Below are 26,839 nucleotides of genomic sequence, written 5' to 3' on the forward strand. Positions count from 1 at the left end.
TATTTCTCTTTTTTTATGATATATCTCATCTAATCCAAGTTAGCCCGACCAGTCACGACGCCGAGTGAACAGATCCTGCAACTCATCCGTGGACAATTCGGTAATCCAGTTCTCAGAGCTTGTGATGATGTTATCGCTGAGCTGCTGTTTGCTCTCCAACATCTCGTCGATCCGCTCCTCTAATGTGCCAAGAGAGATGAACTTATGCACCTGAACATCTTTGGTCTGACCCATCCGATAAGCTCTGTCGGTGGCTTGATTCTCAACAGCAGGGTTCCACCAGCGGTCAAAATGGAAGACATGATTGGCTGCGGTCAGATTCAATCCCACACCGCCTGCCTTGATGGACAGAATGAAGACGGACGGTTGCTTATCCTCAGGCAATGTACGGGATTGGAATTCCTCAATCATACGATCCCGTCCCGTTTTGGACGTACCCCCGTGCAGATATAGCACAGGTTCCTGCAACTCCTGACGCAATACCTGTTGCAGCATCTGACCCATACCGATGTATTGGGTGAAAATCAGGCATCGCTCGCCCTCGTCCCGTAATTCGCGGACAAGTTCCATCAGTCGTTCCAGCTTCGCGGAGCGACTAATCAGCATCGCCATATCTTGCGGACTGTACACGTCATAAGCAGATGTTAATGCGCCGTCTTCAGGCAGTTCCTCAGGCAAAGCCTCTTTGGTCAACAGCAGAGGGTGGTCACACAGCTGCTTGAGCTGGGTTAACGCCGATAGAATGGCACCTTTGCGCTTGATGCCTTCCAGCTCTTTCATTTTATCCATCAGGGCCTGTACGGACTGGTCATACAATGCACTTTGTTCGCCCGTAAGGTGAATATAAGTCTTCATCTCGTTTTTGTCCGGCAGATCAAGCTGGATATTGGGATCTTTTTTCTTACGGCGTAGCATGAATGGTTTCACTAATTGCTGCAGATCCTGCATGCGCTGCTCATCTTTATCTTTTTCAATGGCACTGATGAAGCGAGTCTGGAATGCCCGGGCGTTGCCCAGATATCCTGGATTGATAAAGTCATAGATCGACCACAGCTCAGATAACCGATTCTCGATCGGCGTACCTGTCATGGCAATGCGGTGTTTCGCCGGGAAACTGCGGACAGCCAGGGACTGTTTGGTCTGGGCGTTTTTGATATTCTGCGCTTCATCAAGACAGATGCATGCCCACGTATAAGTCTGCAACATTTCCTGATCCAGTGTAGCCGTAGCAAAGGACGTAATGATAATGTCCACCTGCTCCGTCTGCTCCCGGAATTCTTCTCCGCTTAATCGGCGTGCTCCGTAATGCAGACTGACATTAATGGAGGGTGCGAAGCGGCTAATTTCCTTTTGCCAGTTGCCCAGTACGGAGGTTGGGCAGATCAGAAGAACCGGGGCTTGTCCCGGCTTACGTGGTTCATGATCCTTGATGTGTAACAGATACGTGATGAACTGAATGGTTTTCCCGAGACCCATATCATCGGCAAGACATGCCCCAAGTCCGAATCTGCGCAGGAAACCAAGCCATGCAAAACCTTCCTTCTGATACGATCGCAGCTCGGCATGAAGCCCTGTCGGAATGGGCAGGGAAGGTGCGCCGCCTTGTCCGCCCCCGAGTTGTGCAATAACCCGGTTCAGATGCTCATTCAGTTCTACTTCCAGCCGAATGTTCTGATCATCCTGTGGTTGCTGCTCTTCCTCGGTTTGCTGTCCTTCCTTCCATTTCTGGTTGCGATATTCCCGTTGCTCATTGTGTAGCAGATGCAGGTGCAGAATATCCTGGAATGAGAGTCCCTGTTCCCGATCTACACCGCCCATGGCACGACGTATCTGTTCCAACAGGTCGGGGTCGAGAGGAACCCATTCTCCGCGGAAGCGAACCAATCGTTCATTACGGGCAACAAGGTCGGCGAATTCATCTTCGCTGAGATCCGTATCACCAATTGCAATTCGCCAGTCAAAATGAATAATCGAGTCCAGTCCAAAGAACGACTGTCCCCGCTCACTGCCTTCCTCCGGCTGCACCTTAGCACGCAGCTTTGGTTTCTTCTTACGGGCTGCTTCCCACCAACCAGGCAGCAGAACTTGCCAGCCCGCTGCGAGTAACCGCCCGCTATCCTGCGTCAGGAACTGCCAGGCTTCCTGATCTCCCAAAGGATCACTCAGCACATCCCGCCTGCCACTAATGGAGCTTCCGAGACGCGGCAGATGTGCACGCAGCTGATCCAGCCACCCGGCGGAACGATCCAGAATGAACGGTGTCCATACCTCTGGCCACTCCCCTTCAAGTCTGCCCCGTGAATCAAGCATGACGGGCACCAATACGGCGGCATCCAGCTTGTTCTGCAACACCAATCGCAGCCGCCAAGATGGCTCATCCTCGTCCGGCTCCTGCAATTGCAGCATGGGTCTGAATGGTGCGGCATCTGCTTTCCAGCCAATGGATACGAGCCAGGACTGAGCATCCATCCCGGCTGTCTTGGGTAGAGTGCCACGCTCTGGGAACAACTGCGGAAATTCACGCCGCAGATCGGTCGCAGCTTCCTCCGAACTGTACCAGCGCTGGAATACGAAGGCGGAATAGGCCGCCCCAAGTCCCTCGGCATAACTCTCGTCGGTCTGTTGAATCGCCTTGGTAAGCGATGCCCGCTCCTGCTTTTTCAAGCTATCCGGGTCCCAGGTCCACTGAAGCTGTCCTGCACGGTAGGCCTCGAAGCTAGGTACGTATTTTCGTTTCTCTATGGAGGATGCCAGTGCTGGAGCTAGTCGAATCAGATGTTCCGCTTGCTCGTCCCACTTCCATTCAATATGAAGCAGCGTATGCATCTCGGCAAAAAAGGGAATCACTTCTTCCGCAGGCAGAACAACCAGCTCAATCTCCTCAATCTGCCGAACTTCCAGTTCGGTCCCGTAGAAGGAAGGCGCATGCCAAGCGAACAATCGCTGCTTAAGCGACTGTCCCGGTACAAAGTGGTGTGTGTTGAGTGCTCCGTAAAACAAAGCATCGCCATATCCGGTTAAAGCGACGTGAACCTCAATCGTTTCAGTGTAAGGATGAATTAAGCTCATGAGATCAGTTTACCTTTCCGAAGCTCTTCCTGCAGGGCGCGCAGCCGACTGTTACGAACGGCGAGTGTGGTGATGAATTGCTCCCAGTGCGCTTCTTGCTTCATTTTTTTATAGATTTTGGACAGACGTTTCAGCAGCTTCACTGCTGCCTTGTATCCGTCCCTGTTTTTGTGTCCGATATAACGCTCCACTGCCTGATGATAGAAGGGAAGCAGCAGCTCAGGTGCATCTTTTTCGATTGGTTGCAGCATCGCTACGCGGAATTCGAGAGGTTCCGTTCCCGTACTCAGCTGAAAATCAATCCATCTGCGCCACTGTCCACGCGAATGCATAGCATCCTCGTAGGCGGGGCGGGAGTGGGGAAGCATACTGACAAGCGTGTCCCACATACGGTTCTCTGCATCGGGCAGATGTTGAATGGCCGTATCCCATAGATGCATGTAATCATTCAAAGGTGTGTTACGCCGATTCGCCAGAAGGGGTCCAAGTTGTACCAGCCAATCCCCAAGTCGCTTCCATTCAGCCGAATCTGCGAGTACATGGAGAAAATGCAACAGTTGTTCTGGCGGGAAACCGTAGGCCGAGCTTCCATGGATGAGTCTCTGCCATGCCTGATCATCCTGCCCCAGATGGAAGTGCATCCAGCTCTGCGCGAGTACTAGCGGCAGGGGCAGTGTTACGGCTTTGCCTGGTCTATCACTACTACTTCCATTATTTTGAGCGCTACCCAAGACACTCCCACCTGACTGGGAAGGTGACGAAGCGGCGGTTATATTGCGTTCTATATCATCTAAGATGGCCTGTTCCGACACTAACATGTCCCGCGACCCTTGCAGCTCAGGCACAATCCAGTTCAACCACAGTTGTCGATAGATCGGAGTGAAGAACATCATGCTGGCTGTCTCAGGCATCATCTGTTTGCGTAAATAAGCCGAGGTTTCGGCCAGTCTGTTCCAAAGTTGTTCAAGCTTGTTTCCCTTTAGACCCAACAGGTCTAGCGGATGGTTAAAGATCCGTTCAATGTCTTTCTGAAGTGCATCCACCGCGAGCTGGGCAGGGTAGCTCAAGTACACGGGGGTATGAGTGATTGAGTTACGAGCCGGCGGCACGCAGAACCGGATGAGGTGCAACTGCACATGTAGTTCAAAAAGTTGGTCCATTGCAGCGGACAGCCTTGGTTTAATGGCATACAGCTCGTCCGTTGCTTCCTGTACGTAGGATGTGCTTGCTGTGCCAGTACCCAGCCGTCTCAGACATGAGTGGAATAGTTCGTGCCATTCCGAGATTTCGAGATCAGCAAGCTCTGTTGCACGTTCTTTGATCTGGCTGTATTGGTTGTCCGGAATGTCTATATCCTGCTGTTCATCGGCTTCTGTGTAACTGGATAGTCCTGCGGACATGGCCCCGACGGGTTTGGTCGTTTGTTTGAGTGCAGTACTGGAGTGCGCATTCACAATCGCATGCACAGGTCGCTCCAGTTGCTCGGCATAACTCATTAATACAGCCGTCATATGTTTGCATACGGAACTCACCGGGCAGGTACAATGACTTGTAGTCAGGGATTGCATGCTTAGTGTGACCTCGTACTCTTCCGATCCTTGTACAACGGCCGAGATCCCTTGTTGTTCGGAATAGGTTAATGGTCCGACACGTTTCTGTTTATAATATTGGAATCCGCGCATGATCGTCAGGTTATTAAAATGCTCTGCAACCTGCCTGATCAACTGTTGCCACTGCGCATCATCCATCCTCATGTTATTTGGTATGTTCATCATTCCATCTCCTGGGGTAAACATAGGTTCAGTAATCACCACGTCTATGACGTGATGTTGTAAATTTGTTGTATCCATCATATCAGTTATGAGCCAATCCGTGCATGGGTTATGAAGAATTTGAAGTTATTTTAGACCAACTGGAATCAGGATGAACACGTCGGTTCTGCTGGCGGACGGAATGCATGATTGCACCATATTGTGTATGCTTATGGTATGTATTCCTTTCAGGAACGATGCAGGCCGGGGAAACGGCCATACTACACACAACAGGAGAGAGCATATGAAAATACTTACGTTAAACACACACGCTTGGGCGGAAGAGGATCAACTGAACAAGATCAGTCAGCTGGCTGATTTTATTAATACACATCAATTCGATGTGATCTCCATGCAGGAGGTCAACCAATCGATGCAGGAAGTCGCGCTTTCTGAAGAAGAACTGAAGATGTATTATGCTACTGAACCCGATGCAGTGATTAAAAAAGACAACTATGCCTACGTCCTGCTTCAGCAGCTGACAGAACAATATTACTGGACGTGGATTCCCGCGCATGTCGGGTTCCAAAAATACGATGAAGGACTGGCGATCCTTAGCCGGACGCCGATTAAGCAGGCTTTTGGGGAATACGTGTCCCACATGCGAGATTATAACAACTATCGTACACGCAAGATTGTGGGAATTCAGACAGTCGTCCAAGGTGAAGCAACCTGGTTTGTGAACGGACATTATAACTGGTGGGATGATGCGCAGGAACCTTTCAAGGGACAGTGGGAGTTGACGGAGAGCAAGCTTGCCCCCTACATGGACCAGCCGTTATATATAATGGGTGATTTCAATAATGTCGCGGAAGTGCGTGGTGAAGGCTATGATTATATGATGAATAAAGGCTGGAATGACCTGTACACCACAGCATTGCAAAAGGATGAAGGAGCAACCGTGGTGAAGGCCATTGCCGGCTGGGCAGATAACAAACGCGATCTTCGGATCGACTATATTTTCTCCAATCGTCCGATTCAGGCTAAATCTTCTACCGTGGTCTTGAACGGTAAAAACGGACCGGTAGTATCTGACCATTTTGGCGTCGCTGTAGAGATATAACAGCCGTGTGAGCATAAACCGTAAAGGTGATATCACCGCAAGTACGAAACAAAGCCTCCGCTGACTTCCTGTAAAGGGAAGTGGCCGGAGGCTTTTCACATTCTAAATCATTTGTTATGTACATTTCATATCGTTTGTTCTTTCTGTTGTGGAACTCTATTGTTATTCGAGCGCCAGCATCTGATGTACGAACTTTTTCAGATTCGCGCTTGTCTCACTAAGCTGTTCAATACTTTCCATGAACTCGGTAACAAGCTTGGCCTGATCCACTGTTGCGGTTGTAATCTGACCGATCTCCTGCTCCATATGTTTCATGGAATCTTGCACGCTGCCTAGGGAAGATTCGATATCAGCTGCTGCTTGTTTCGTATGATCCGACAGTTTACGTACTTCACTGGCCACCACACCGAATCCGGCCCCCTGATCGCCCACACGGGCTGCCTCTATCATGGCGTTGAGTCCAAGCAGGTTGGTTTGTTCCGATACTTCACGAATGACGTTTGTTACTTTACTTACACTGACCGAGTTCTCTGAAGCTTTTTTGGAGTTGCGCAGAATCTCTTCCGAGGTTGCAGAGAGTTCTTCGGAATGTGCCGCAATCTGCTGAATGCCGCCGACGAGCGCATTAATGGTTGTTTCATTTTCACGGATCAGCGTTTCCAGTGTCATGTGACTATCCAGTGCGTAGTTCACACCCAATATACCCACGACCTGATCGTTTTCCTTAATGGGAATAAGGATGGCGTCGAAGGGTCTGCCTTGCAGATCACCAGGCATACGTGCCACGGTACGTGTATCCTTGTTGGTGAGCATTTTGAAATGTTTATAATCATCATGCAGCTCATCCCCAACCTTCACGCCAATCTCCAGACTTTTTGCTTCGGAAAAATACAATACTTTCTCATGATCATTAATGGATATGGATATGTCGTCACGGAACATTTGGCTAACAAAAGGCATAGCATTTACCAGAGATTCAAGAGTATTCAATGTGCATCTTTCCTTCCCGATACAAAAAGTGGAATTTTTCAATCTATATAAGTTGAACTAAAGATATATTCACACGTACACTCCGATGACAGAATAACCTTCCAATCGCTGTTATCCCCAGATTTTTTGGATTCCCTTTTCTCAAGGGAAAAATCCGGTGATAGCGTATGCTTACGATGCAGCTTTCTTTCAGAAATCTTTTAGGCGAACGCTTCGCTTTTTCAGTTTTTTCTGTCCTCTACGTTTCTGTGTAAATGATTAGTTCAACATATATAGTTTCTATATCGGTAACATTTTCCGTTTTTTGAATTAATGTCCCAATGAAGGTGTAATTGGCGAAGGAAAAACCAAATCTTCTGATTTTTTGTAAGCGTAATCAAAAATCTGTAGCCACCACAGAACATGTCAGTTATACTGGGATTATTATTCGTCTATTCAGAAGATAACCAAGGGACATACCTATTTCCCGGTAAGGGGATTACCCACCTAGGTTAAGCGCTATACTTTATTACTGCATATTAGTTTGGTGCTCCAGTGTGGATGGTATGAATGTTATGATATAAGACTTTATTTCAACGGGAGAAGGATGTGTGCCATCGATGACGACCTATTTCAGTGAACCACAGAGCATGTATTACCGATTTGGAGAAGATCAGGATCAGGTGTTGAAGGTACTGGCCGAGAGGTATATTGGAGCCAATGCACAGGCTGATTTTGTATATCGGGTATTCCAGAAGTCTGGTATTTTGCAAAATGAAAAAGGGCTTTATGATCTGAATTTAGGTAAACGCTTTCCTGATGCGCCTAAAGACCATATATCCTACGCAGCTGCATTGGTTTGGGGGGACGAGGACCGGAATCTGGACGTGTTGGTCCGCTGTTATGGGCCTGTTCGTTTCTATTTCAATGAGCAGTTGGTCTATCGCTCTACCGTAATAGATGAGATTAGTCCAGACGCAACGGTGAAGCTCAGCATCGATATCAAGCCTGGTTGGAACACCATTTGGCTGGAGATGAAAAACACCCCTGCCGGATTTGGCTGCCAATTTGGGTCAGATGAAGGAAAAGTGCGCATTTTGAATGTATATGCTCCATTTCAGGAGAGACAGGGGCAAGCGGGGTGGGTGTTCTCCCAACCGAACCCAGCCACGAGTAAACAACCGGACCTGCTTGGAAAAGAATCAGACGTCAGCTTGAACTGGCTGCCTGAGACAGGCTGGTCTGATGAAGTTAAAACCAAGCCAGCTTTCGAGCGAATATTCGGAAATCTTGCTGGTAAGCATGCTTATGCTTGGACCCATCTGAACAATAACGATTCAACCGGGAATGCAGTGCGATTGTCAGGTCAATCTTCCGGTTCTCTAAGTATATGGATTAGCGGCAAGCCTGTGGCGCAAGTGAAGGAAGCGGGTCCGTTCGAGGTGGATGTACCAGCCTCTTTTGGGCGGAGTGACCTGCTTGTCCGAAGTGAATATGACGATACGGCGGGACCTTGGCATTTTAATTTGAACGCAACCGTGTCGGGCAAGCCGCTCTCACTGGAACTTCCTCAGCGTGTGCACGGAGCTAATGGAGAGTCTTGGTTATATGTTGGACCTTTTGAGTCGGAGGTTGAACCGGACTTGGCGGATCTGACTCGAACGGACCGAGTGTATCAAACGGGTTTAGAACAGACGTATTGGCGCTTAGATCGACCGGATGCTTGGATCAGACCTTATTATGAGAACGCGATGTTAAGCAACAAATGGACAGTGGGCAGTGTGACCAATTATGGTCGCTGGGATTATCCATTGGGTGTCACTGTATATGGTCTATTACGGACGGGGCGTTATTTGCAAAGACCGGACATTACACGTTATGCGGCTGAGCATGTGCAGGCATGTACCCAGATGTATGAATACTCCTTATGGGATCGGGAGCAGTATGGTTTCCCGGCAGTCAATCAACAATTGGTCATGCTGAAAATGCTGGATAACTGTGGTTCTTTTGGTTCAGCCATGCTAGAAGCGTATTCAGAGTGTCATGAACCAACGTTTCTTCCGATTGCTGAACGGATTGCAGATTTCATGCTTTCCCGCCTGGAACGGCAGGAGGATGGTGCATTTTATCGCACATGTGTAGGGGAGTATGCCGAGAATACCATGTGGGCAGATGACCTCTATATGAGCACGCCGTTTCTCGTTCGTTATGCACGGGTGACAGGCAACTCAGCCGCATTGGATGAAGCCGCCAGACAATTTTCACTGTATCGGAAGTATCTGTTTATGCCTGAGTTCAAGATCATGTCCCATGTGTATGATTTCAAATACGGACAGGCAACGCAGATTCCATGGGGAAGGGGAAATGGCTGGACACTGTTTTCCTTGACAGAGGTATTGGAAGCTTTGCCAACAGAGCATCCCGAGCGCCCAGCCTTAATAGATTTCTTCAATGAGCTGTGTGAGGGGTACGCAGCGCTTCAAGGGGAAAGCGGGTTGTGGCATCAGGTGTTGAATGTTCCGCAGACGTATGAAGAAGCCTCCTGCACGGCGATGTTTGCCTATGGTTTTGCGAGAGGTGTACGCTTTGGCTGGTTCAAAGACCCTGAAGTTTACGTCACAGCTGCCGAGCGGGCTTGGAAGGGACTTATCTGCAAAGCCATTGATCGTCAAGGGAGTGTGCATGGCGTGTGTAGCGGATCACGATATGCGTTTACGGCAGAGTATTATGATCAGGACTTGCGTACCGTTACCAATGACAATCACGGAATAGGCATTATGATGCTGGCAGGAACTGAAGTAGCAAAAATGAAGAAACATCTGGCTGAACACAGCGTGTCTTCACCTGCCGTCTCACATTCCTGACAGACCGCCGAGGTCTGATTTTCATACTATCGTTTCTATACAACAGTCTTCTGCTCCACGTAATACGGTTGTATATCCGTAATCATATTTGAGACGGGATCATCACCGCCGGGAATATCATTCCTGGTGGTTTTTGATTCCTGTAACTCCTTACTTTTTTGACAGGAAAGCTTACTTTTGTTTATGTCATGTACAGTAATAGACCGATACAATAGGTTTTGTAAGCGATTCCATAAATGCAAAAAGGGGAGGAAATTCATTTATGATGATTACAAAAAAGTGGGTAACCCTGTTCTGTCTGTCCCTGTTATTGTTCGCTACAGCCTGTTCTGGAGGGGCCGCCGATACATCTTCTTCTTCTGGGGAAGCAAGTGGAAGTGAAGGAGATTCATCAGGCAAGATTGAACTGCGCATGACCTGGTGGGGATCACAGACCAGACATGATCTGACGACCAAAGTGATCCAATTGTTTGAAGAGAAACATCCGGGAATCACCATTAAACCTGAATATTCCGGTTGGGACGGTTACTTTGACAAGTTGACTACACAGGTAGCCGGTTCAAATGCACCAGATATCATCCAGATGGATTACGCCTTTTTGACTGACTTTGCCCGGCGTGGTGCCTTGCTTGACCTGACTCCGTTTGCAGAGAGCAAAGAGCTGCGGACAGAGGATCATGATCAGAGCATGATTACAGCCGGTTCGATTGACGATAAATTATATGCGATTACCCTCGGAGTAAACGCACCAGGTGTCATATATGACGCCACCGTATTTCAGGAATTAGGTATAGAAGAACCACAAGAGAGCTGGACATGGAAGGATTTTGGGGATATTGCAACCAAGATCGCCGCAGCCAAAGGTGAGGGGTTCTATGGATCGGCAGACATTTCCGGTACAACGAACATGTTTGAAGTGTTTATTCGGCAATCCGGGAAAGGATTGTTTGATGGTGGCACAATGACAGCTACCAGCGAGGAGCTTCAACAATGGTTCGATATGTGGAGCGCACTACGCGAGAATGGTGGAGTGACTACAGCGGAGATAACGGCATCCACAACCAATGCGCTGGAGACACGACCGATCTCACTGGGCACAGCCGCCATGGACTTTGCATGGTCCAATCAATTGCTGACATTCCAGCAGGTGAACAAAAACCAGGATCATAAGCTTGGCATACAAGTGCTTCCGCATGGTGTAGGTGAAAAGCAAATCGGTGAATATCTGAAACCAGGCCAGTTCCTCTCCGGTTATGGTAAAACCAAACATCCAAAGGAAGTTGCCATGTTCATTGATTTCATGGTCAATGATCCAGAAGCAACCGCTATTCTTGGTTCTGAACGTGGGGTGCCGGTCAATTCCAGCATTCGTGAACAGATGCAGCCTACGCTGCCGGAAGCGGAGCAAACCATTTTCCAATTTATCGATACTGTATCGAAGAACTCCAGCGAGATTGACCCGCCATACCCGCAAGGATTTGCTGAAGTGGACACAAGTTTCAAGAGCGCAAGCGAGCAGATCGCCTTCGGTCAAGGTAATACTCCAGATGTCATTGCCCAGTTTATTGAAGGAGCCAAGGCTACGCTTGGATCGAGTCAATAATGATTGAAACTGTCTCACACTTCTAATTCTGCGGGGAGGTTGCGAAGATGACGACATCACAGGTCAGTCAAGCCCGAATCGAGCGTGTAACTACCCGGCGGGTAAAACGGAGATATGCGCATAATGGAGCCGCACTTCTGTTTCTCGCCCCATGGCTTGTCGGATTGTTATTCCTTACCCTAGGTCCAATGTTGGTATCGTTATACATCTCTTTCACCGATTACAGTATCCTGGCCGCCCCTTCCTGGGTCGGTCTGGATAACTACACCACGATGTTTACATCGGATAAACTGTTCACCCAGTCGCTCAAAGTCACCTTCACGTATGTCGCTGTATCCGTACCGGTCAAATTGATTTTCGCGCTGCTTGTAGCGATGTTGCTGAACAAAGGGATTCGAGGACTCGGTATTTACCGTACGGTGTATTACATCCCGACATTGCTTGGAGGTAGCGTGGCGATTGCGATGTTGTGGCGTAAAATGCTGGGTGGGGACGGGCTACTCAATAGTGTTCTTGCCATGGTAGGCATTAAGGCGCCCGATTGGGTTGCCAATCCGAAGTATGCGCTGTACTCCATTGTGCTGTTATCCGTGTGGCAGTTTGGATCATCGATGATTATTTTCCTGGCAGGCTTGAAGCAGATTCCACCCGAGTATGATGAAGCCTCAGCGGTAGATGGTGCAGGTCCTCTGCGGAGATTCTTCTATATAACGTTGCCGATTCTGTCACCTGTCATCTTCTTCAATCTCGTCATGCAGCTGATTACGTCCTTTCAATCGTTCACGCAGGCTTTTGTTATCAGTAACGGTAGCGGAGGACCAGTGAACTCAACCTTAATGTACTCTCTGTATCTGTACAAAAAAGGATTCTCATTCTTTCAGATGGGCTACGCTTCCGCGATGGCCTGGGTGCTGGTCATCCTGATTGGCGTATTTACATTGCTCGTATTCCGCAGTAGCAAGCTGTGGGTGCACTATGAGGATGGTGGGAAATCATGATTGGACAACGAAACTCTACAGCATGGGTCGTCAGCAAACATGTGTTGATCTCAGGCATCGCCTTTGTCATGCTCTACCCGATCCTCTGGATGCTGGGCAGCTCATTCAAACCGGGACATATGATCTTTACAGAGACCTGGTTTTGGCCACAGGAATGGAATTGGCAAAATTACATGAATGGCTGGTCGGGAATTCAGGGCAACCCGTTCGCCCGCTTTCTGACCAACTCTGTCATCCTGTCGCTTGGCGCCGTGCTGGGCAATGTCATCTCCTGCTCTATGGCTGCATATGCCTTCGCCCGACTAAATTTTCGTTTCAAAGCCATCTGTTTCGGACTGATGCTTATGACGATCATGCTGCCCCATCATGTGACGCTGATCCCGCAGTATATTCTCTTCAACCACCTGGAGTGGGTGAATACGTATCTGCCGCTTGTGGTGCCAAAATGGCTGGCGACCGACGCCTTCTTCATTTTTCTCATGGTGCAGTTCTTCCGGGGATTGCCCAAAGAGCTGGATGAGGCGGCTACCATTGATGGATGCGGTCCTGTGAAAATATACACAAAAATCATCATCCCACTTGCTTTTCCGGCACTGGTCACTACGATGATCTTTACGTTTTTGTGGACATGGGATGACTTCTTCAGTCAGTTGATCTACCTGAGTGACGTTAGCAAATACACTGTGCCGCTGGGTCTGCGCCTGTTCCTTGATTCCAGCTCTCAATCCGATTGGGGCCCGATGTTTGCCATGTCGGTGTTGTCGCTGGTGCCATGTTTTATCGTATTTATCGTGTGTCAAAAGTACTTCGTGGAAGGAATCGCGACCTCTGGGCTCAAAGGGTAATTCCAAGACGAAACGAGTTGATTTTTCCATGAGGAAAGGAAGATGGTCTTCATTTATTAATCAAAAGCTGCAACAAAGCAAGCTCTCCACGTTGATGGTGACTTGCTTTATTGCGTTTAACCTCCTGCTCGTCTCGGTTGTGGTCTGGCTGGCATATCAGTCTTTCTCAGCAGTCACATTTGCCGAGATTAGCAAAGCACGCCTGGCTCTTCTGAACGAAAGCACACGTCGGGGATTTGATTTCATCACAGGGGTAACCGGAACTTCCTATGCTTTGGCAAGCAATCGGGAACTGTCCAGTCTGCTCGAAACGGCTGATACGGGCAGGCTTGCACAGATTCACCAGCGGAGAGAGGTCTCTCGAATTCTGGATCATACCATGGTCGTGAGTGAAGGCATCACTTCCATTGAACTGTATACGGATGCCTTTAATGAAGTGACAGTGACTATGGCTGATCGCATATTTCCGGTGGACACCATCGCACACGACTCTTGGTTTGCTACGCTGGAAAAGGCTGATGCGGCTTGGGTTCCGCTGCGTGAGAACGAATCAGGCCAATCCTTGGTCGGATACGCCCAGCGGATTTTCGACAGTCGTGGTGGAACGGTTGCTTATGTGCTCATTCGACTGAGTAGAGCGGACATCGTACGCAGGTTTGCCGATGTACCCATGGTGCTTGATGGAAAAGTCCTGTTGGTAGATACGGCTGGTAATGTCGTAATGCAGATGGGGAGAGTTGATCCAACAGGGGAGAATGAACGGGCGGATCGAAGAAATGAAGCTAGTACAGTACAGGAAACGGGTGAAGCTGTAAATTCATCTTCTTCTATTATAGATAGTGCATGGATTCAGGAACATGTACAGCATGGTGCAGACGGGTACGAAGTAGTTTCCGGCCAACCTGGAGGTGCTCAATTGGTGCTGTACTCCAGGCCAGCCATGCTTCAGTGGCGCCTCGTACAGACTATTCCGGTATATACACTGTTATCTCCGCTCAGACAAGCAGGCTGGCAGATCCTCGGCATCGCCGTGCTGGGACTATTATGCTCGGCTGTGCTGGCGTACCTGTTTGTAAGGCAGATCATCGGACCTTTGCGACAATTAATCAAGCGAATGAGACAACTGGAGAAAGGGGACTTCGATACCCGGGTCCAACTTTCGTTTACGGAGGAATATGCCCATTTGGCTTATGGCTTTAATCACATGGCTTCACAGCTCACGACGCTGATGGAACAGGTGAAGGATGAGAGCCGGGCCAAGCGTGAAGCCCAGACGGGCTTGCTTGAGGCCCAGATCAAACCCCATTTTCTATACAATACCCTCGACATGATCCACTGGCGCGCACTTGATTACGAAGCCAAGGATATCAGTCGCATGATTGTACAACTCAGTAAGCTGTTACGGATCGGGCTGAGTGGAGGGAGACTGTTTATACGGGTTCGTGATGAGTTGGAACATGCCCGTTGCTACGTTAACATCCAGTCAGAGCGGCTGCCGTTCTCCATTCAATATCAGGAGCAGATCGATCCGCATATTCGCGGTTGTTACATTCCCAAGATCATTTTGCAGCCCTTCATCGAAAATGCCGTTATGCACGGGCACCCTGAAGAAGGCACACTTCGAATTCAGGTGCATATGCACGAAGAGGTTGGTCCGCATGAGGATATCGTCATTCGTATCACGGATAATGGGCGGGGTTTGCCGGAGGGGTGGAAACTCGAAGAGACGTGTGGCATCGGCGTACGGAATGTACATCAGCGCATCCAGCTTTATTGTGGGAAGAGGTATGGTGTTCAACTGAGCGATAGAGAGTCAGGTGGCGTGGAAGTGACCATTACGCTGCCGCGTATTGAGACCGACGAGCAATTAAATCTATGGCTGGACGGTGAAAAATGATGAAGACCATTATGCTTGTTGATGACGATCCTCATATTGTAAAGGCATTAACAGATCATATTGATTGGCCTTCTCTGGGCCTCAGCATTGCAGGCACTGCTTCCAATGGCTTGGATGCGCTGGAGCTGTTTCACCGTATGCATCCAGATGTCGTTATGACTGACGTATATCTACCGGGGATGACCGGGCTTGAGATCACACAGACGTTGCGACGTGATCATCCCCACTTGCCGATCATCATTCTTAGTGGATATGACGAATTCGAGAACGCCCGGGCAGCCATGCGCTGGGGGGTGAATCACTTTTTGCTGAAGCCGGCAGAGGTTGAGGAGATTGAGTCTGTGCTGCGGGAGGTGCTACTGGAACAAGATGTGCGAGAGCGGCATGAGCGGCTGGAGCGGACATACAAGCAGGAGGTCGGACGGGTACTTCCGTATTTGCGCAAACAATTTCTTCACGAACTGCTGACTACGCGATATCGGGCAGACGAGCTGCCCAAAGAACGCATGGACTATATAGGCATTCATATGTCCTCCCAGACACGCGCCATCAGTCTGCAACTGAATCGCCCCGTATTTTTGACACGGATGAAAGAACGGGATTGGCAGCTTCTCCGCTATGGGGCGGCCGATATTATTCAGGAGACGGTGAAGGAGCACGCGGCGCGCATGAATGGTCAGGTAGAGATTGTTGATTATTCGGATCAGGTATTTGTGTTGCTTCTATTAGGAGATAAAGATCATCTGAAAGAATGCCTGCCATTCGTGGAGAGGATGATCGATCAGATCTTTACGTATCTGAAAATTGAAGTGAGTGCTGGAATCGGAAGATCCAAGAGTCACCCATGTGAGGTGATAGATTCCTATCTCGAGAGCAGGGAAGCGGTGGAAAAAGCAGAGTTTCAAGGTGGAAGTCGTATCTACCACTATGAAACATCAGAGGAAACAGAACCAAGTGTGACCGATTATTCATTATTGCTTCGTCAATGGAACGAGGCTTGGGCGGATATTCGACCTGACCTGGCCGAAGAGGTATGGCATCATATTTGCCTTTTGCTGAAAGAGGGGAAATGTGTTGGGATACAGGATGTACAGGTTGTGGCCGTCAGTCTGTTCGACACGTTGATGCATAGCTGGAACCGACTTCATCCTATGTTAACGCCGCCGCTGGCGATGAGTGATTTTTTGCGTGAAATTCAATCGAAATATGCGTTGCATGATCTGGTAAACTGGATGGATCGTATTATCTGCGACTGGCTGGAACAGATACGTAAGGAGATGGGCGAGAAGAAAAGCAATAAACTTATCGAGCAGGTGAAACAGTATGTAGAGCTTCATTACGCCGAAGAGATTAGTTTTGAAGCGATCGCCAAGGGGCTGTTTGTACATCCGAAGTATCTGAGTCAACTGTTCAAAAGGGTGACCGGTGAGAATTTCGTGAGTTATTTGAACGGGTACCGGATTCAGAGGGCGTTGGAACTGTTGCAGTCGGGACATTACATGGTATATGAGGTGAGCGAGATGACGGGGTTCCGTAATGCAACGTATTTTAGCCAGGTGTTCAAAATGCTTACGGGCAAGAGTCCGTCTGAGGTGGGGTAGAGCGATACAGGTATAGTAATTAAATAAAGTGGAAGAGGAGGTATGGTTCTTATGATGATCGATCAGCAGGAATATTACATTAAAGGCTTATCTTACTCCATTAGATCGGCAGAGGAAAAAGATGCTGAGGCCTTGTCTTCACTACGTGTACAAATCGATGGGGAGACCGAGAACATGGATCGTGAAGAGGGCGAGGCGTATATCGACGCAGCCGGGTTTAGGCGGATCATCCATTTGGACACTGAGAAGTCACGGAATTTGTTCCTTGTTGCTGTAGTAGCGGGTGAGATTGTGGGATACTCCCGATGTGAAGGTACAGAGCTGAAGCGCTTTTGCCATAAAGTTGAGTTCGGCGTGTGTGTATCCAGAGAGTTCTGGGGGCATGGGATTGGCAAGAACTTGTTAGAGAAGTCGATAGAATGGGCAGACCAGACTGGTGTAGAGAAGATGACGTTGAACGTGCTGGCATCCAATGAAAAGGCAATCGAGTTATACCAAAAGAGTGGCTTCGAGATCGAAGGTATTTTGAAAAAGGATCGTAGACATGCGGATGGACAGTATTACGACACGATAGTGATGGGCAGGTTCAGAGACTTATAATGGTATAAAAAGTGAAAAGAAGAATCTATATAAGCCCACAGCTTACGGAGTTTAATTATTAGATTTGATACCGACATAATAGATAGCAGTGTTATTGAGAAGATGTATTATGTTTCTTATCTTATAGAACGAATGTAATGATGTTGAATGAGTCTATTCACAACCTATTATTGAGATAGATTAGACCGGTGAGTGTATATAGGATATAGTAAGAGGATATTGCCATTGGAAAAAGAGATTATGAAGAGATTGAATCAAATATATAATAAGTTTTCAGATGGGATATTTTACAAGTAGTAATTGTGTTGTGTATATGATATATTCTATTTCCGGCCAAAAAAACACGAGAAACAAAGTGCCGCAGGCAAAAAAAATAAGCTTCGAAAGAAACTTAAAAAAAGAGCTTGCTAAGTTGGTTCGGAAGTGTTATGATATAAAAGTTGCTGAGGAGAACAATACTCGGTAACAAAAACAAGTTTGATCTTTGAAAACTGAACAACGAGTGAGTAAACATTCTGCTTGCAGAATGAACGCAAAAGTTTGAGACAAGCCTTGGCTTGGATCGACTGGAGCACAAATGAGATTTTTAATCTCGTCAGATTCAAAATGAGCTTATCGCTCTTTTCAATACTTTATTGGAGAGTTTGATCCTGGCTCAGGACGAACGCTGGCGGCATGCCTAATACATGCAAGTCGAGCGGACTTGAAGAGAAGCTTGCTTCTCGGATGGTTAGCGGCGGACGGGTGAGTAACACGTAGGCAACCTGCCCTCAAGTTTGGGACAACTACCGGAAACGGTAGCTAATACCGAATAATTGTTTTCTTCGCCTGAAGGAAACTGGAAAGACGGAGCAATCTGTCACTTGGGGATGGGCCTGCGGCGCATTAGCTAGTTGGTGAGGTAACGGCTCACCAAGGCGACGATGCGTAGCCGACCTGAGAGGGTGATCGGCCACACTGGGACTGAGACACGGCCCAGACTCCTACGGGAGGCAGCAGTAGGGAATCTTCCGCAATGGGCGAAAGCCTGACGGAGCAATGCCGCGTGAGTGATGAAGGTTTTCGGATCGTAAAGCTCTGTTGCCAGGGAAGAACGCTTGGGAGAGTAACTGCTCTCAAGGTGACGGTACCTGAGAAGAAAGCCCCGGCTAACTACGTGCCAGCAGCCGCGGTAATACGTAGGGGGCAAGCGTTGTCCGGAATTATTGGGCGTAAAGCGCGCGCAGGCGGTCATTTAAGTCTGGTGTTTAATCCCGGGGCTCAACCCCGGATCGCACTGGAAACTGGGTGACTTGAGTGCAGAAGAGGAGAGTGGAATTCCACGTGTAGCGGTGAAATGCGTAGATATGTGGAGGAACACCAGTGGCGAAGGCGACTCTCTGGGCTGTAACTGACGCTGAGGCGCGAAAGCGTGGGGAGCAAACAGGATTAGATACCCTGGTAGTCCACGCCGTAAACGATGAGTGCTAGGTGTTAGGGGTTTCGATACCCTTGGTGCCGAAGTTAACACATTAAGCACTCCGCCTGGGGAGTACGGTCGCAAGACTGAAACTCAAAGGAATTGACGGGGACCCGCACAAGCAGTGGAGTATGTGGTTTAATTCGAAGCAACGCGAAGAACCTTACCAGGTCTTGACATCCCTCTGATCGATGCAGAGATGTATCTTTCCTTCGGGACAGAGGAGACAGGTGGTGCATGGTTGTCGTCAGCTCGTGTCGTGAGATGTTGGGTTAAGTCCCGCAACGAGCGCAACCCTTATATTTAGTTGCCAGCACTTCGGGTGGGCACTCTAGATAGACTGCCGGTGACAAACCGGAGGAAGGTGGGGATGACGTCAAATCATCATGCCCCTTATGACCTGGGCTACACACGTACTACAATGGCCGGTACAACGGGCTGCGAAATCGCGAGATGGAGCCAATCCCAACAAAGCCGGTCTCAGTTCGGATTGCAGGCTGCAACTCGCCTGCATGAAGTCGGAATTGCTAGTAATCGCGGATCAGCATGCCGCGGTGAATACGTTCCCGGGTCTTGTACACACCGCCCGTCACACCACGAGAGTTTATAACACCCGAAGTCGGTGGGGTAACCGCAAGGAGCCAGCCGCCGAAGGTGGGATAGATGATTGGGGTGAAGTCGTAACAAGGTAGCCGTATCGGAAGGTGCGGCTGGATCACCTCCTTTCTATGGAGAATCGTTTCCTGCAACGGAAACATTCAAATACGCAGCTTAGCTGCAAAACACTCACTCGTTGTTCGGTTTTGAGAGCTCAAACTCTCAAACAGCTTGCTTTTGCATGGAGCTTGTTCTTTGAAAACTAGATATCGAAACGAAACAAACGCGAATTAGAACATTCCTTTAAGCTGATCTTGTGTAAACAAGTGAAGTGTTTTTATAAGGTAGATTGCACGTACGATGGTATCGGGTGGGAGCGACTTTTGGCTTTGCGCAAGCAAAACAAGAGAAGCGAGCAGTCGAAACCGGAGCACGAGGTTAAGCTACTAAGAGCACACGGAGGATGCCTAGGCGCTAGGAGCCGATGAAGGACGTGGCGAACAACGAAACTGCCTCGGGGAGCTGTAAGCAAGCTTTGATCCGGGGGTGTCCGAATGGGGAAACCCAGCTGGGGTAATTTCCAGTTACTCATAACTGAATACATAGGTTATGCAGAGGCATACCAGGGGAACTGAAACATCTAAGTACCCTGAGGAAGAGAAAACAATAGTGATTCCGTCAGTAGCGGCGAGCGAACGCGGAGAAGCCCAAACCAAAGAGCTTGCTCTTTGGGGTTGTGGGACGTCTCACATGGAGTTACAAAGGAACCGGTTAAGCGAAGAGGTCTGGAAAGGCCCGCCAAAGAAGGTAAAAGCCCTGTAGTTGAAAGTCTGTTCCCTCCGAGACGGATCCCGAGTAGTGCGGGGCACGTGAAACCCCGTATGAATCCGGCAGGACCATCTGCCAAGGCTAAATACTTCCTAGCGACCGATAGTGAAGCAGTACCGTGAGGGAAAGGTGAAAAGCACCCCGGAAGGGGAGTGAAATAGAACCTGAAACCGTGTGCTTACAAAAAGTCAGAGCCCGTTTTAGGGGTGATGGCGTGCCTTTTGTAGAATGAACCGGCGAGTTACGTTCCCGTGCAAGGTTAAGGTGAAGAGCCGGAGCCGCAGCGAAAGCGAGTCTGAATAGGGCGAATTAGTACGTGGACGTAGACCCGAAACCGGGTGATCTACCCCTGTCCAGGGTGAAGGTGCGGTAACACGCACTGGAGGCCCGAACCCACGCATGTTGAAAAATGCGGGGATGAGGTGGGGGTAGCGGAGAAATTCCAATCGAACTCGGAGATAGCTGGTTCTCCCCGAAATAGCTTTAGGGCTAGCCTCGGAAAACAGAGTCGTGGAGGTAGAGCACTGATTGGGTGCGGGGCCCGCAAGGGTTACCAAGCTCAGTCAAACTCCGAATGCCATAGACTTACTTCCGGGAGTCAGACAGTGAGTGCTAAGATCCATTGTCAAAAGGGAAACAGCCCAGACCATCAGCTAAGGTCCCCAAGTGTGTGTTAAGTGGGAAAGGATGTGGAGTTGCACAGACAACCAGGATGTTGGCTTAGAAGCAGCCACCATTGAAAGAGTGCGTAATAGCTCACTGGTCGAGTGACTCTGCGCCGAAAATGTAACGGGGCTAAACACACCACCGAAGCTATGGCTTGATGCTTTGCATCAGGGGTAGGGGAGCGTTGTATAAGGGTTGAAGGTGTACCGTAAGGAGCGCTGGACATTATACAAGTGAGAATGCCGGTATGAGTAACGAAAAGATCAGTGAGAATCTGATCCGCCGAAAGCCTAAGGGTTCCTGAGGAAGGCTCGTCCGCTCAGGGTAAGTCGGGACCTAAGGCGAGGCCGAAAGGCGTAGTCGAAGGACAACAGGTCGAAATTCCTGTACCACCGTAAGCCGTTATGAGCAATGGGGGGACGCAGTAGGGTAGTGACGCGGACTGATGGATGTCCGTCTAAGCAGTAAGGCTGATGTGTAGGCAAATCCGCACATTGTAAGGCTGAGCTGTGATGGGGAGCGAAAATTATAGTAGCGAAGGTCATGATCTCACACTGCCAAGAAAAGCCTCTAGCCAGGTGATGGTGCCCGTACCGCAAACCGACACAGGTAGGCGAGAAGAGTATTCTAAGGCGCGCGGAAGAACTCTCGTTAAGGAACTCGGCAAAATGACCCCGTAACTTCGGGAGAAGGGGTGCCCCGGTAGTGTGAATAGCACGAGGGGGCCGCAGTGAAAAGGCCCAAGCGACTGTTTAGCAAAAACACAGGTCTGTGCGAAGCCGTAAGGCGAAGTATACGGGCTGACGCCTGCCCGGTGCTGGAAGGTTAAGGGGAGTGGTTAGGAGCAATCCGAAGCTGTGAACCGAAGCCCCAGTAAACGGCGGCCGTAACTATAACGGTCCTAAGGTAGCGAAATTCCTTGTCAGGTAAATTCTGACCCGCACGAATGGCGTAACGACTTGGGCGCTGTCTCAACGAGAGATCCGGTGAAATTTTAATACCTGTGAAGATGCAGGTTACCCGCGACAAGACGGAAAGACCCCATGGAGCTTTACTGCAGCTTGATATTGAATTTGGGTACGATCTGTACAGGATAGGTGGGAGCCTTTGAAACGTGAGCGCCAGCTTGCGTGGAGGCAACGTTGGGATACCACCCTGATCGTATCTAGGTTCTAACCTGGTACCGTAATCCGGTGCGGGGACAGTGTCAGGTGGGCAGTTTGACTGGGGCGGTCGCCTCCTAAAGAGTAACGGAGGCGCCCAAAGGTTCCCTCAGAATGGTTGGAAATCATTCGAAGAGTGCAAAGGCATAAGGGAGCTTGACTGCGAGACCTACAAGTCGAGCAGGGACGAAAGTCGGGCTTAGTGATCCGGTGGTACCGCATGGAAGGGCCATCGCTCAACGGATAAAAGCTACCCTGGGGATAACAGGCTTATCTCCCCCAAGAGTCCACATCGACGGGGAGGTTTGGCACCTCGATGTCGGCTCATCGCATCCTGGGGCTGAAGTAGGTCCCAAGGGTTGGGCTGTTCGCCCATTAAAGCGGTACGCGAGCTGGGTTCAGAACGTCGTGAGACAGTTCGGTCCCTATCTGTCGTGGGCGTAGGAAATTTGAGAGGAGCTGTCCTTAGTACGAGAGGACCGGGATGGACGTACCGCTGGTGTACCAGTTGTTCCGCCAGGAGCACCGCTGGGTAGCTATGTACGGACGGGATAAACGCTGAAAGCATCTAAGCGTGAAGCCCCCCTCAAGATGAGATTTCCCAGTATGTAAGACCCCTTGAAGACGACGAGGTAGATAGGCTGGGGGTGGAAGTGCAGCAATGCATGGAGCTGACCAGTACTAATCGGTCGAGGGCTTATCCAATAGCAAGTTCTAATTCGCATGTTTCGTTTCGAATCTAGTTTTCAGAGAATGATCTCTGAAATGAAAATTGGTACATCACATAACGTGTGTATGATTTTCAGTTCCATATCTGATTTTAAGAAGCTATGCTTCGACAAATCGCGTTTGGTGGCGATGGCGGAGGGGTTCCACACGTACCCATCCCGAACACGACCGTTAAGCCCTCTAGCGCCGATGGTACTTGGACCGCAGGGTCCTGGGAGAGTAGGACGCCGCCAAGCGAAACCCCATTGGGGTATTTTTTTTCGAAAATTGATAAGGGCCCTTAGCTCAGTTGGTTAGAGCGCACCTCTGATAAGGGTGAGGCCGGTGGTTCGAGTCCACCAGGGCCCATAGCAAGACCACAACAAGAAATACACCAGAGTATGGGGCCATAGCTCAGCTGGGAGAGCGCCTGCCTTGCAAGCAGGAGGTCAGCGGTTCGATCCCGCTTGGCTCCACCATTCCCTGATAGCTCAGTTGGTAGAGCACTCGACTGTTAATCGAGTTGTCACAGGTTCGAGCCCTGTTCGGGGAGCCAGTAAGGCCCGTTGGTCAAGGGGTTAAGACACCTCCCTTTCACGGAGGTAACAGGGGTTCGAATCCCCTACGGGTCATATTATGGAGGCTTAGCTCAGCTGGGAGAGCATCTGCCTTACAAGCAGAGGGTCGGGGGTTCGATCCCCTCAGCCTCCACCATATAAACTTTATAACGACGCGGGGTGGAGCAGCCCGGTAGCTCGTCGGGCTCATAACCCGAAGGCCGCAGGTTCAAATCCTGCCCCCGCAATTATACTTTCCTTTGAGAAAGTGATCTGGAACCGTGGTGTAGTTGGCCTAACATGCCTGCCTGTCACGCAGGAGATCGCGGGTTCGAATCCCGTCGGTTCCGCCATTTTTTTAATGTAGTAAGGCTCGGTAGCTCAGTCGGTAGAGCAGAGGACTGAAAATCCTCGTGTCGGCGGTTCGATTCCGTCCCGAGCCACCATTTATAACACCATGTAATACGCCGGTGTAGCTCAACTGGTAGAGCAACTGACTTGTAATCAGTAGGTTGGGGGTTCAAGTCCTCTCGCCGGCACCATGTAATCCTGGAGGATTAGCGAAGCGGCCAAACGCATCAGACTGTAAATCTGCTCCCGTACGGGTTCGGTGGTTCGAATCCATCATCCTCCACCAGTTTTTCTATGAGTCATTAGCTCAGTTGGTAGAGCACCTGACTTTTAATCAGGGTGTCGAAGGTTCGAGCCCTTCATGACTCACCATTATATGCGCGTGTGGCGGAATTGGCAGACGCACTAGACTTAGGATCTAGCGTCTTTGACGTGGGGGTTCAAGTCCCTCCACGCGCATCCTTTATTTGCGGAAGTGGCTCAGCGGTAGAGCATCGCCTTGCCAAGGCGAGGGTCGCGGGTTCGATTCCCGTCTTCCGCTCCAATATTTTGCGCCCTTAGCTCAGCTGGATAGAGCGTTTGACTACGAATCAAAAGGCCGGGAGTTCGAATCTCTCAGGGCGCGCCATTATAACTTCATATTTTGCCGGCGTGGCGGAATGGCAGACGCGCTCGACTCAAAATCGAGTGGGAAACCGTGGAGGTTCGAGTCCTCTCGCCGGTATAGATAACGGGATGTAGCTCAGCTTGGTAGAGCACCTGGTTTGGGACCAGGGGGTCGCATGTTCAAATCGTGTCATCCCGATTGTTTGTTATGCGGGTGTAGTTCAATGGTAGAACTTTAGCCTTCCAAGCTAATAGCGTGGGTTCGATTCCCATCACCCGCTTAAATATTGAAAAGAAAGAGATGGTACTCACCGTCTCTTTCTTTTTTTGCATTCACAGGCATATTGATCATAATTGTATGCAAAGATCACGGACTATATGGCTGATTAGCATGTACCAACATGTATCCCATCCTCACGATATATTTCCCCCTTTTTTAAGTCTGTTCTTAGTCATTTTTTAAGTGTACGAATAGAGAAGGTCTAACACATGTTCGAACACAAGAATATCTTTTCTTTATCACAATTTATAAAAACGCTTACAAAAATAGCTTGCGTAAATCATTAACCTGTAATACCATATCAATTAAGCGCTTAACCTTTAGGGGTAAGGCGCTTAAACTTAACGTAGATTAAGCGCTTAACCCGTAAAGGAAAGGACGGCGATCAATTCATGAATACAATTCGACTAACGATGGCTCAGGCACTGCTTCGATACCTGGATCAGCAATATATCTCGGTTGACGGGGTGGAAACCAAGTTTGTGAAGGGAATCATCGGTATTTTTGGACATGGCAATGTAACAGGCATTGGAGAAGCGCTGGAGCGCAGTCCGGGAAGCCTGACGTATATGCAAGGCAAGAACGAACAAGGCATGGTGCATACGGCAGCGGCTTATGCCAAGCAGAAGAACCGTAGACAGATCTATGCATGTACTACATCCATTGGACCTGGTGCTTTGAATATGATTACGGCGGCAGCTACTGCAACAGTGAACCGAATTCCGGTTTTATTGCTTCCTGGAGACAACTTTGCTACACGGGAACCGGACCCGGTACTTCAGCAGTTGGAAGTGAGCAGTGATTATACAATCTCAGCCACTGATCCATTCAAAGCCGTCAGTAAATACTGGGATCGCATCGTTCGTCCTGAACAGTTGATGATTGCTGTTACACAGGCCATGCGTGTGCTAACCGATCCAGCAGAGACAGGAGCAGTAACGCTCGCATTGCCGCAGGATGTGCAGGCAGAGGCATACGATTATCCAGAATCGTTCTTTGCCCGCAAAGTACATTATCTGGATCGTCGTCCCCCGGTACAGGCAGCGATTGAGCGGGCAACGGAGCAGATTGCCCGAGGCAGGAAACCGTTGCTCGTTGCAGGCGGCGGTGTGTTGTATTCTGAGGCATCCGCCCAGCTCGTGGAATTCGCCGAGGCATTTGGTATTCCGATCGCCGAGACGCAGGCGGGCAAGAGCGCAGTTTCTTGGGACCACCCACTAAATGTGGGGGCCATCGGGGTTACAGGTTCTCTAGCAGCCAATAGGCTGGCGAGAGAAGCAGACGTTGTGATCGGCGTCGGTACGCGGTTCTCGGATTTTACGACGGCGTCCCGCTCTGCTTTTCAACATCCGGAAGCTTCATTCATCAACATTAACCTGAACGGCATGGATGCCGCCAAGTTAGGCGGGGAAGCCATTCTGGCAGATGCACGCGAAGGATTGCAGGCTTTGCAAAAGGAATTGCAGGAAAGACAATATCGATGTGCATATGGCGCATCCGAAATCGCTGATCTCCGCGCTGAATGGAATGCAGAAGTGGATCGGCTGTATGCAGCTCAACATGAAGCAGGGCTGGCACAGACTACAGCAGTTGGCATCGTTAACCGGACCATTGATCCATCTTCCGTTATTGTGTGTGCGGCGGGCAGTCTGCCAGGCGATCTGCATCGTCTGTGGCGTGCGTCTGAACCAAAGACGTATCACATGGAGTATGGGTTCTCCTGTATGGGGTACGAGGTAAGTGGAGCGTTCGGAGCAGCACTTGCCGAGCCGGATCGTGAAGTGTACGCGATGGTCGGTGATGGCAGTTATCTGATGCTGCATTCGGAGTTTGTGACCAGTTTGCAGGAACAGAAGAAGATGACTATTTTATTATTCAACAACAATGGATTCCAATGTATTCATAATTTGCAGCGGGAACATGGTAGTGACGGGTTTGGCAATGAGTTCCGTTATCGGGAATCCGAGAGTGGACGATTGACCGGGGATTACATGCCAATGGACTTTGCTGCACACGCCCGAAGCATGGGAGCCAAATCCTATAGAGCGGAGACAGCAGAACAGCTGGAACAAGCACTCCGAGATGCGAAGAACGAAACAGTGAGTACGTTGATTGAGATTCCGGTCGTGCCTGGAACCAACGCAGGTGGATACGAGTCATGGTGGAATGTGGGTGTACCTGAGGTATCTGCCGAAGAAAAGGTAGTTCATGCTCATCACACCATGCAAGCCAACCGTGCCAAAGCAAGACCGATTTAATCCGGTTTAATATAGTGAACCACAATGTTGAACGACAAAGGAGACG

The 26,839-nt window shown here is 49.5% G+C and carries 12 protein-coding genes, 17 tRNA genes and 3 rRNA genes; 29 read left to right on the plus strand and 3 right to left on the minus strand.

Going from position 1 to position 26,839, the window contains the following annotated elements:
• Positions 1-39 precede the first annotated feature (39 nt).
• Positions 40-3,060: an SNF2-related protein gene (locus MHI52_RS01375; RefSeq protein WP_353884095.1), complete on the minus strand. Its 3,021-nt coding sequence runs from the start codon at positions 3,058-3,060 to the stop codon at positions 40-42.
• A 5-nt stretch (positions 3,061-3,065) separates the two neighbouring features.
• Positions 3,066-4,823 (minus strand): SWIM zinc finger domain-containing protein, encoded by a 1,758-nt coding sequence (locus MHI52_RS01380; protein ID WP_405158313.1) that lies wholly within the window; start codon positions 4,821-4,823, stop codon positions 3,066-3,068.
• 301 nt (positions 4,824-5,124) lie between these two features.
• On the opposite strand from MHI52_RS01380, the gene MHI52_RS01385 reads away from it, so the two are divergent.
• On the plus strand, positions 5,125-5,943 hold the full coding sequence (locus tag MHI52_RS01385) for an endonuclease/exonuclease/phosphatase family protein (RefSeq protein WP_282319695.1): 819 nt from the start codon (positions 5,125-5,127) through the stop codon (positions 5,941-5,943).
• A 162-nt stretch (positions 5,944-6,105) separates the two neighbouring features.
• On the opposite strand, the gene MHI52_RS01390 is transcribed toward MHI52_RS01385, so the two are convergent.
• The gene (locus MHI52_RS01390; protein ID WP_405158314.1) at positions 6,106-6,933 is read right to left on the minus strand and encodes a methyl-accepting chemotaxis protein; all 828 of its coding nucleotides are present in this window, start codon (positions 6,931-6,933) and stop codon (positions 6,106-6,108) included.
• Between the two features lie 599 nt (positions 6,934-7,532).
• Here MHI52_RS01390 and MHI52_RS01395 point away from each other — a divergent pair.
• From MHI52_RS01395 to iolD, 28 genes are all read left to right on the plus strand, one after another.
• A complete protein-coding gene (locus MHI52_RS01395) occupies positions 7,533-9,776 on the plus strand; it encodes a glycoside hydrolase family 88 protein (protein ID WP_315371283.1) in 2,244 nt (747 codons plus the stop codon).
• Positions 9,777-10,038: 262 nt separating this feature from the next.
• Positions 10,039-11,379: an ABC transporter substrate-binding protein gene (locus tag MHI52_RS01400; protein WP_315371281.1), complete on the plus strand. Its 1,341-nt coding sequence runs from the start codon at positions 10,039-10,041 to the stop codon at positions 11,377-11,379.
• Between the two features lie 47 nt (positions 11,380-11,426).
• Positions 11,427-12,377, plus strand: coding sequence for a carbohydrate ABC transporter permease (locus tag MHI52_RS01405; protein ID WP_036616398.1), 951 nt, complete (start codon positions 11,427-11,429; stop codon positions 12,375-12,377).
• Entirely contained in the window at positions 12,374-13,222 is an 849-nt protein-coding gene (locus MHI52_RS01410) for a carbohydrate ABC transporter permease (RefSeq protein ID WP_100526499.1), read from the plus strand. The genes MHI52_RS01405 and MHI52_RS01410 overlap by 4 nt, the downstream gene beginning before the upstream one ends.
• Before the next feature lie 28 nt (positions 13,223-13,250).
• Positions 13,251-15,119: a sensor histidine kinase gene (locus MHI52_RS01415; RefSeq protein WP_340983712.1), complete on the plus strand. Its 1,869-nt coding sequence runs from the start codon at positions 13,251-13,253 to the stop codon at positions 15,117-15,119.
• Entirely contained in the window at positions 15,116-16,720 is a 1,605-nt protein-coding gene (locus MHI52_RS01420; protein ID WP_340983711.1) for a response regulator, read from the plus strand. The genes MHI52_RS01415 and MHI52_RS01420 overlap by 4 nt, the downstream gene beginning before the upstream one ends.
• A gap of 51 nt (positions 16,721-16,771) precedes the next feature.
• Positions 16,772-17,320, plus strand: coding sequence for a GNAT family N-acetyltransferase (locus MHI52_RS01425; RefSeq protein WP_340983710.1), 549 nt, complete (start codon positions 16,772-16,774; stop codon positions 17,318-17,320).
• A 632-nt stretch (positions 17,321-17,952) separates the two neighbouring features.
• Positions 17,953-19,505, plus strand: a 16S ribosomal RNA gene (locus MHI52_RS01430).
• Between the two features lie 307 nt (positions 19,506-19,812).
• Positions 19,813-22,738, plus strand: a 23S ribosomal RNA gene (locus MHI52_RS01435).
• A gap of 143 nt (positions 22,739-22,881) precedes the next feature.
• Positions 22,882-22,998 (plus strand): 5S ribosomal RNA (rrf, locus tag MHI52_RS01440).
• The 16S, 23S and 5S rRNA genes sit together here with 17 tRNA genes alongside, the layout of an rRNA operon.
• Before the next feature lie 38 nt (positions 22,999-23,036).
• A tRNA-Ile gene (locus MHI52_RS01445) sits at positions 23,037-23,110 on the plus strand.
• Between the two features lie 34 nt (positions 23,111-23,144).
• Positions 23,145-23,220, plus strand: a tRNA-Ala gene (locus MHI52_RS01450).
• Position 23,221: 1 nt separating this feature from the next.
• Positions 23,222-23,297 (plus strand) — tRNA-Asn (locus tag MHI52_RS01455).
• Positions 23,298-23,301: 4 nt separating this feature from the next.
• Positions 23,302-23,373: transfer RNA gene (locus MHI52_RS01460), tRNA-Glu, on the plus strand.
• Positions 23,374-23,379: 6 nt separating this feature from the next.
• Positions 23,380-23,455, plus strand: a tRNA-Val gene (locus MHI52_RS01465).
• Positions 23,456-23,472: 17 nt separating this feature from the next.
• A tRNA-Met gene (locus tag MHI52_RS01470) sits at positions 23,473-23,546 on the plus strand.
• A 27-nt stretch (positions 23,547-23,573) separates the two neighbouring features.
• Positions 23,574-23,651 (plus strand) — tRNA-Asp (locus tag MHI52_RS01475).
• 17 nt (positions 23,652-23,668) lie between these two features.
• Positions 23,669-23,744, plus strand: a tRNA-Phe gene (locus tag MHI52_RS01480).
• 20 nt (positions 23,745-23,764) lie between these two features.
• A tRNA-Thr gene (locus MHI52_RS01485) sits at positions 23,765-23,840 on the plus strand.
• 9 nt (positions 23,841-23,849) lie between these two features.
• Positions 23,850-23,935 (plus strand) — tRNA-Tyr (locus MHI52_RS01490).
• A 10-nt stretch (positions 23,936-23,945) separates the two neighbouring features.
• Positions 23,946-24,021 (plus strand) — tRNA-Lys (locus MHI52_RS01495).
• 6 nt (positions 24,022-24,027) lie between these two features.
• A tRNA-Leu gene (locus MHI52_RS01500) sits at positions 24,028-24,108 on the plus strand.
• Between the two features lie 10 nt (positions 24,109-24,118).
• Positions 24,119-24,193: transfer RNA gene (locus MHI52_RS01505), tRNA-Gly, on the plus strand.
• Between the two features lie 7 nt (positions 24,194-24,200).
• Positions 24,201-24,277: transfer RNA gene (locus MHI52_RS01510), tRNA-Arg, on the plus strand.
• 17 nt (positions 24,278-24,294) lie between these two features.
• Positions 24,295-24,373 (plus strand) — tRNA-Leu (locus tag MHI52_RS01515).
• A gap of 7 nt (positions 24,374-24,380) precedes the next feature.
• Positions 24,381-24,454 (plus strand) — tRNA-Pro (locus tag MHI52_RS01520).
• A gap of 11 nt (positions 24,455-24,465) precedes the next feature.
• Positions 24,466-24,536 (plus strand) — tRNA-Gly (locus MHI52_RS01525).
• A gap of 391 nt (positions 24,537-24,927) precedes the next feature.
• On the plus strand, positions 24,928-26,793 hold the full coding sequence (gene iolD, locus MHI52_RS01530) for a 3D-(3,5/4)-trihydroxycyclohexane-1,2-dione acylhydrolase (decyclizing) (protein WP_340983709.1): 1,866 nt from the start codon (positions 24,928-24,930) through the stop codon (positions 26,791-26,793).
• Positions 26,794-26,839: the final 46 nt, after the last annotated feature.

The organism is Paenibacillus sp. FSL H8-0283 (assembly GCF_045040675.1).
GTDB lineage: Bacteria > Bacillota > Bacilli > Paenibacillales > Paenibacillaceae > Paenibacillus > Paenibacillus amylolyticus.